This window comes from Pseudomonas fluorescens, assembly GCF_001307155.1.
Lineage (GTDB): Bacteria > Pseudomonadota > Gammaproteobacteria > Pseudomonadales > Pseudomonadaceae > Aquipseudomonas > Aquipseudomonas helvetica.
Window position 1 is genome coordinate 2,420,599 of the sequence record NZ_CP012830.1, and the last position, 6,902, is coordinate 2,427,500.

6 protein-coding genes (1 of these 6 running past the window's edge) are annotated in these 6,902 nt (G+C 58.7%); 2 read left to right on the top strand and 4 right to left on the bottom strand.

The features are described from left to right. Positions 1 to 92 precede the first annotated feature (92 nt). The 4 genes from AO353_RS11080 to AO353_RS11095 all read right to left on the bottom strand — a co-directional run bounded on the left by AO353_RS11080 (position 93) and on the right by AO353_RS11095 (position 4,340). Positions 93 to 1,529 (bottom strand): NAD(P)(+) transhydrogenase (Re/Si-specific) subunit beta, encoded by a 1,437-nt coding sequence (locus tag AO353_RS11080; protein WP_054594975.1) that lies wholly within the window; start codon positions 1,527 to 1,529, stop codon positions 93 to 95. Then, complete coding sequence (locus tag AO353_RS11085; protein ID WP_003187010.1) at positions 1,529 to 1,852, bottom strand: NAD(P) transhydrogenase subunit alpha; 324 nt, start codon at positions 1,850 to 1,852, stop codon at positions 1,529 to 1,531. The genes AO353_RS11080 and AO353_RS11085 overlap by 1 nt, the downstream gene beginning before the upstream one ends. Positions 1,853 to 1,867: 15 nt before the next feature. Then, a complete protein-coding gene (locus AO353_RS11090; RefSeq protein WP_054594976.1) occupies positions 1,868 to 2,989 on the bottom strand; it encodes a Re/Si-specific NAD(P)(+) transhydrogenase subunit alpha in 1,122 nt (373 codons plus the stop codon). A 430-nt stretch (positions 2,990 to 3,419) separates the two neighbouring features. Then, positions 3,420 to 4,340: a LysR family transcriptional regulator gene (locus tag AO353_RS11095; RefSeq protein WP_054594977.1), complete on the bottom strand. Its 921-nt coding sequence runs from the start codon at positions 4,338 to 4,340 to the stop codon at positions 3,420 to 3,422. A 157-nt stretch (positions 4,341 to 4,497) separates the two neighbouring features. Between AO353_RS11095 and AO353_RS11100 the strand changes: the two genes are divergently transcribed. Together AO353_RS11100 and AO353_RS11105 are read left to right on the top strand one after the other, a co-directional pair. Continuing rightward, positions 4,498 to 5,679, top strand: a complete 1,182-nt coding sequence (locus AO353_RS11100) for an acyl-CoA dehydrogenase (protein ID WP_054594978.1) — start codon at positions 4,498 to 4,500, stop codon at positions 5,677 to 5,679. 13 nt (positions 5,680 to 5,692) lie between these two features. Then, positions 5,693 to 6,902: the 5' portion of a CaiB/BaiF CoA transferase family protein gene (locus AO353_RS11105; protein ID WP_054594979.1), read on the top strand. It continues 11 nt past the right edge of the window; only the first 1,210 of its 1,221 coding nucleotides appear in the window; the start codon lies at positions 5,693 to 5,695; its stop codon lies off the right edge, out of view.

Below are 6,902 nucleotides of genomic sequence, written 5' to 3' on the forward strand. Positions count from 1 at the left end.
CTGATTTAGAGCCTTTGGTCGGTTTTCTTCAGGCAATAAAAAACCCCAGCCTACTAAAGGCCGGGGTTTTCGATATTGCGCTGGAGCAGTCTTTACTCGACGGCTTTGACCATGTCTTCGATGACCTTCTTGGCGTCGCCGAAAACCATCATGGTTTTGTCCAGGTAAAACAACTCGTTATCCAGACCGGCATAGCCGCTGGCCATCGAGCGTTTGTTGACGATGATGGTCTTGGCTTTGAACGCTTCGAGAATCGGCATGCCGGCAATCGGCGATTTCGGGTCGTTCTTCGCCGCCGGGTTGACCACGTCGTTGGCGCCGAGCACCAGCACCACGTCGGCCTGGCCGAACTCGGAGTTGATGTCTTCCATCTCGAACACCTGGTCGTAAGGCACTTCGGCCTCGGCCAGCAGCACGTTCATGTGGCCGGGCATCCGACCGGCCACCGGGTGGATCGCATACTTCACGGTCACCCCACGGTGGGTCAGCTTCTCGGTCAGCTCTTTAAGCGCGTGCTGCGCCCGTGCTACCGCCAGGCCGTAGCCTGGAACGATGATCACGGTGTCGGCGTTGGTCAGCAGGAAGGTGGCGTCGTCTGCCGAACCGGATTTCACCGGGCGGGCTTCTTTCGAACCGGCTGGGCCGGCCGCGTCTGCGCTGTTGCCGAAACCACCGAGCAATACGTTGAAGAACGAACGGTTCATCGCCTTGCACATGATGTACGAGAGGATCGCACCGGACGAACCGACCAGGGAGCCGGCAATGATCAGCATCGAGTTGTTCAGCGAGAAGCCGATACCTGCCGCTGCCCAGCCGGAATAGCTGTTGAGCATCGACACTACGACGGGCATGTCGGCACCGCCGATCGGGATAATGATCATTACGCCCAGCACGAAGGCCAGGGCCAGCATCAGGGCGAAGGCGCCGAGGTTGCCGGTCATCATGAAGGTGACGCCCAGGCCCAGCGTTGCCAGGCCCAACAGCAGGTTGATTTTATGCTGACCGCCAAACTGTACTGGTGCGCCCTGGAACAGGCGGAACTTGTACTTGCCCGACAGCTTGCCGAACGCGATCACCGAACCGGAGAAGGTGATTGCACCGATGGCGGCGCCGAGGAACAACTCCAGACGGTTGCCGGCGGGGATCGAATCGCCCAGTTGTTTGACGATGCCCAGCGACTGCGGCTCGACCACGGCGGCGATGGCGATAAACACCGCTGCCATACCGATCATGCTGTGCATGAACGCGACCAGCTCTGGCATCTTGGTCATTTCAACGCGTTTGGCCATGATCGAACCGGCAGTACCGCCGATCAGCAGGCCGACGATCACGTAACCGATACCGGCGGTGGCCAGCTCGGAGCCCAGCTTGAACACCAGCCCGACGGTGGTGACGATGGCCAAGGCCATGCCGAGCATCCCGTACACATTGCCGCGTCGCGACGAGGTCGGGTGCGACAAGCCCTTCAGGGCCTGGATGAAGCAGATCGACGCGATCAAGTAGAGCGTCGTGACAAGGTTCATGCTCATTACTTGGGCGCCTCTTCTTTTACGGCTTTCGGGGCTTTTTTCTTAAACATCTCAAGCATTCTGCGGGTCACCAGGAAACCACCGAACACATTGACCGCAGCCAGCGCCACAGCGAGGGTGCCCATGGTTTTGCCCAGCGGCGTCACGGTCAGCGCCGCCGCCAGCATGGCGCCGACGATCACGATTGCCGAAATGGCGTTGGTCACTGCCATCAACGGCGTGTGCAGTGCGGGTGTAACGTTCCAGACCACGTGATAACCGACATAAATCGCCAGCACGAAGATGATCAGGTTGTAGATACCGGGGGAGATAAGCTCTTCCATCGTCTGAATCCCTGCTTAGGCGTTTTTGCGGATGACTTGGCCGTCGCGGCACATCAGGCACGCGGCGACGATGTCGTCTTCTAGGTTGATCTGGAATTGGCCTTCGGGTGTGAAGACCAGCTTCAGGAAGTCCAGCAGATTGCGCGCGTACAGCGCCGAGGCGTCTGCACCGACCTGCGCGGCCAGGTTGGTCGGGCCGGCAATGGTCACGCCGTGCGCGACCACCACCTGGTCGGCCACGGTCAGCGGGCAGTTGCCGCCTTGTGCCGCGGCCAGGTCGATGACCACCGAACCGGGTTTCATCTGCGCCACGGTTTCAGCGCTCAGCAGCACAGGTGCCTTGCGGCCGGGAATCAGTGCGGTGGTGATGACGATATCGGCCTGCTTGGCGCGTTCGTGCACGGCCAGGGCCTGACGCTGCATCCAGCTGGCCGGCATAGGGCGTGCGTAACCGCCGACACCGACGGCACACTCACGTTCTTCATCGGTCTCGTACGGGACGTCGACGAACTTGGCGCCAAGGGATTCGATCTGTTCCTTCACCGCCGGGCGCACATCGGACGCTTCGATCACCGCACCCAGACGCTTGGCGGTGGCGATCGCCTGCAGTCCCGCCACGCCGGCGCCAAGGATCAGCACGCGAGCGGCCTTCACGGTGCCAGCGGCGGTCATCAACATCGGCATGAAGCGCGGATAGTAATGGGCGGCCAGCAATACGGCTTTATAGCCGGCAATGTTGGCTTGCGAGGACAGCACATCGAGACTTTGCGCTCGGGAAGTGCGCGGCGCGGCTTCCAGGGAGAACGCGGTAATCCCGCACTCGGCCAGCTTGGCAATGGTTTCATTGCTGAACGGGTTGAGCATGCCCACCAGCACGGTGCCGCGTTTGATCAGGGCCAGTTCGCTGTCGCTGGGGGCGACGACCTTGAGAATCAGCTCTGCGCCAAATGCCTCGTTGGCACTGCCAATCATTGCGCCTGCCGCTTCATAAGCACTGTCGACAACGCTGGCATTAATGCCGGCGCCGCTTTGCACAGTGACCTTATGACCCTGGCCGATCAGCTTCTTGATGGTTTCCGGGGTTGCAGCAACCCGCGTTTCACCGGTCTGGGTTTCGAGAGGAACACCAATGTGCACGTCAAATCTCCTGCTTGATCTTATTGCTTTCGATCATTCTTGGAAGGCCAGCGCACTGCGGAGGGTGCGGCTGGGGCGGCCGATCAGCACGCCCCCGCCGTATTTCGGGCGGGGCGCGGCATTTTGCAGGCGAACTTTGCGCCCTTCAAGGGATTATGACGGGTGACGGAAAATTAACTACAAGTCACCCTGTGACCGAATGTCGCAAGTGTCCGCCTAAATCCCTTGTAGGCCGTGCCTTGTAAGGATTTCTGTCGAAATCCAGGAAATTACATATCGGTGCTGTGAATGACGCGGCATTGCTTTGAATCAGGGCCGCAAAGCCGCGCCGTTAGGCGCTTGTGGGACGATTGTGCCTCCTGAAAGTACAGTCTGCTTAAATGCGACAAATACTTATATCTGTAGTGCTTCAGTTTTGCTGACTACGAGGTCAACTAGTGGCGAATAAGCCCTGCCCTTCTAGGTTGTAGCTATGTGCCTGGTTAACCAGCCAATCGCGAAATGCGCGTAAAGAGGCTGATTCGACCTTGCGGTCAGGAATCATCAGGTAATAGGCCTTGATGCTCGACAGGGCCTGAGGGTTGGCAATCACCAGTCGTTTCTCCGCCAGCTCACGCTGAATCAGGAACGGTGGGATCAGCGCTATACCCATGTCATGCATTGCCGCCTGAGCCAGCATGGAGAATAGCTCGTAACGCGGACCTGTCATGTCGCGGGGGACATTCAGGTGCTGTGAGTCGAACCACTGGCGCCAGGCGTAAGGGCGTGTGGTCTGCTGCAGTAGCGGCAGGTCGGCAATCATTTCGGCACTCAGGTGTGTGTGATCGCCAAGTAATCTCGGGCTGCACACCGGCATCGGATTCTCGCCCATCAGCCTGTGGGATTCGGTCCCGGACCAATCGGCGTCGCCAAAGTAGATCGCGGCGTCAAAATCGGTGTCGGCAAACAGAAAGGGTCGTGTGCGGTTGGTCAGATTGACCGTGACTTCCGGATGTTGCTGCTGAAAGTCCTTGAGTCGCGGCAGCAGCCATTGAGTACCAAAGGTCGGCACGACCGCCAGTTCGATGACGTTGGCGCCCTGCTGGCCCATCACTGACAGCGTATCCCGTTCAACAGCATCCAATTGCGTTGCTACGCGCCGGCTGTAGGAAAGCCCTGCTTCGGTCAGCTTAACGCCGCGTCGTGAGCGTCGGAACAGTTCGACGCTGAGGAACTCCTCCAGGCTGGCGATCTGTCGGCATATCGCTCCTTGAGTCAGCGATAACTCTTGAGCGGCCTTGGTAAAGCTCTCATGACGGGCTGCCGCTTCGAAGCTGATCAGTGCGGCTGTGCTGGGTATCTTCCTGCGCATGTACGGCAACCTCACTAATAGTTGGCATGGGTGGCGTCTAAGGCTATTACGGAGTGAGGAAATAGCACAACAGTATGCAAAATCCTCGTTTGCCCAATGCGCCAGCGGCGCCTAGGATCAGTCCACGATATTTGACCTACTTCGCGAGGACTCTCTCATGGCTGGTAAAGCTAGCTTCAACTGGATCGATCCCCTACTGCTGGATCAACAGCTCACCGAAGAAGAGCGCATGGTGCGCGACAGCGCTGCTCAGTTTGCTCAGGACAAGCTGGCTCCACGCATTCTTGAAGCATTCCGTCATGAGAAAACCGATCCGGCGATCTTCCGCGAAATGGGCGAGATCGGTCTGCTGGGGGCGACTATTCCTGAGCAGTACGGCGGCAGCGGCCTGAACTATGTCAGCTATGGGCTGATCGCTCGTGAAGTCGAGCGCATCGACTCTGGCTATCGCTCAATGATGAGCGTGCAATCTTCGTTGGTCATGGTGCCGATCAACGAGTTTGGTACTGAAGCGCAGAAACAGAAATACCTGCCGAAACTGGCTACCGGTGAGTGGATTGGTTGCTTTGGTCTGACAGAGCCGAACCATGGTTCCGATCCGGGCTCGATGATCACTCGTGCACGCAAAGTGGAAGGCGGCTATAGCCTGACCGGCAGCAAGATGTGGATCACCAACAGCCCGATCGCTGACGTATTTGTGGTGTGGGGCAAGGATGACGCCGGCGATATCCGTGGCTTCGTCCTGGAGAAAGGCTGGAAAGGCCTGAGCGCTCCGGCGATCCACGGCAAGGTCGGTCTGCGTGCCTCCATTACCGGTGAGATCGTGATGGACAACGTATTCGTTCCAGAAGAGAACATCTTCCCGGATGTCCGCGGTTTGAAAGGCCCTTTTACTTGCCTGAACTCTGCCCGTTATGGCATCGCCTGGGGCGCTTTGGGCGCAGCCGAATTCTGCTGGCACACCGCTCGCCAGTACACCCTGGATCGTCAGCAGTTTGGCCGGCCTTTGGCTGCTACCCAGTTGATCCAGAAGAAGCTGGCGGACATGCAGACTGAAATTACCATGGCTCTGCAAGGTTGCCTGCGTCTGGGGCGTATGAAGGATGAAGGCACGGCTGCCGTCGAAATCACTTCGATGATGAAGCGCAACTCTTGCGGCAAGTCGTTGGACATCGCCCGAATGGCTCGCGATATGTTGGGCGGAAACGGTATCTCCGACGAATTTGGTGTTGCGCGTCATTTGGTCAACCTTGAGGTAGTGAACACCTATGAAGGGACTCACGACGTTCACGCGCTGATCCTGGGTCGTGCGCAGACCGGTCTCCAGGCGTTCTATTAATAGGAGAGCGGCCATGGGTGCGTTATCGCATTTGCGGGTACTGGATTTATCACGAGTACTGGCCGGACCTTGGGCCGGCCAGATCCTCGCGGATCTCGGCGCCGAGGTTATAAAGGTCGAGCGCCCGGGCAATGGCGATGACACTCGCGCTTGGGGGCCGCCGTTCCTTAAGGATGCTTACGGCGAGAACACCAGCGAGGCCGCTTATTACTTGTCGGCTAATCGCAACAAGCAGTCAGTGACTATCGACTTTACTCAGGCCGAAGGTCAGCGTCTGGTTCGTGAGCTGGCAGCACAGTCCGACATCCTGATCGAGAATTTCAAGGTCGGTGGTCTGGCCGCTTATGGGCTGGACTACGAAACCCTCAAGGCGATCAATCCTGATCTGATCTATTGCTCGATCACCGGCTTTGGCCAGACCGGACCTTATGCCAAGCGTGCGGGCTACGATTTCATGATCCAGGGGCTCGGCGGCTTGATGAGCCTGACCGGGCGCCCTGAAGGTGATGAGGGTGCCGGGCCGGTGAAGGTCGGTGTAGCGCTGACAGACATTTTGACAGGGCTCTACTCGACAGTGGCGATCCTGGCGGCATTGGCGCATCGGGAGCATGAGGGTGGTGGTCAACACATCGACATGGCGTTGTTGGACGTTCAGGTGGCGTGCCTTGCTAACCAGGCGATGAATTACCTGACTACCGGCATAGCTCCCAAGCGCTTGGGTAATGCTCACCCGAACATCGTTCCCTATCAGGACTTCCCGACCGCGGATGGTGATTTCATCCTGACGGTGGGGAATGATGGGCAGTTCCGCAAGTTCGCCGAAGTGGCTGGTCAGCCGCAGTGGGCGGATGATCCACGGTTCGCGACGAACAAGCTCCGTGTTGCGAATCGTGCGGTGCTGATTCCGCTGATTCGTCAGGCTACGGTCTTCAAGACCACTGCCGAGTGGGTGGCGCAGCTGGAGCAGGCGGGTGTGCCGTGCGGGCCGATCAACGATCTGTCGCAGGTATTTGCCGATCCGCAGGTTAAGGCGCGCGGTTTGGCGATCGAGCTTCCTCATGCGCTGGCTGGGTTGGTGCCGCAGGTTGCCAGTCCCATTCGCTTGTCCGAGACGCCGGTGGAGTACCGTAGCGCCCCTCCTCTATTAGGCGAGCACACGCTTGAGGTTTTGCAGCGAGTGCTGGGTCTTGAGGCTGCCGCCGTTGCTGCTTTTAAAGAAGCTG

Coding starts and splice junctions, on each gene's coding strand:
- AO353_RS11080 (WP_054594975.1), bottom strand. CDS start 1,529: ATGAGCATGAACCTTGTCACGACGCTCTACTTGATCGCGTCGATCTGC.
- AO353_RS11085 (WP_003187010.1), bottom strand. CDS start 1,852: ATGGAAGAGCTTATCTCCCCCGGTATCTACAACCTGATCATCTTCGTG.
- AO353_RS11095 (WP_054594977.1), bottom strand. CDS start 4,340: ATGCGCAGGAAGATACCCAGCACAGCCGCACTGATCAGCTTCGAAGCG.
- AO353_RS11100 (WP_054594978.1), top strand. CDS start 4,498: ATGGCTGGTAAAGCTAGCTTCAACTGGATCGATCCCCTACTGCTGGAT.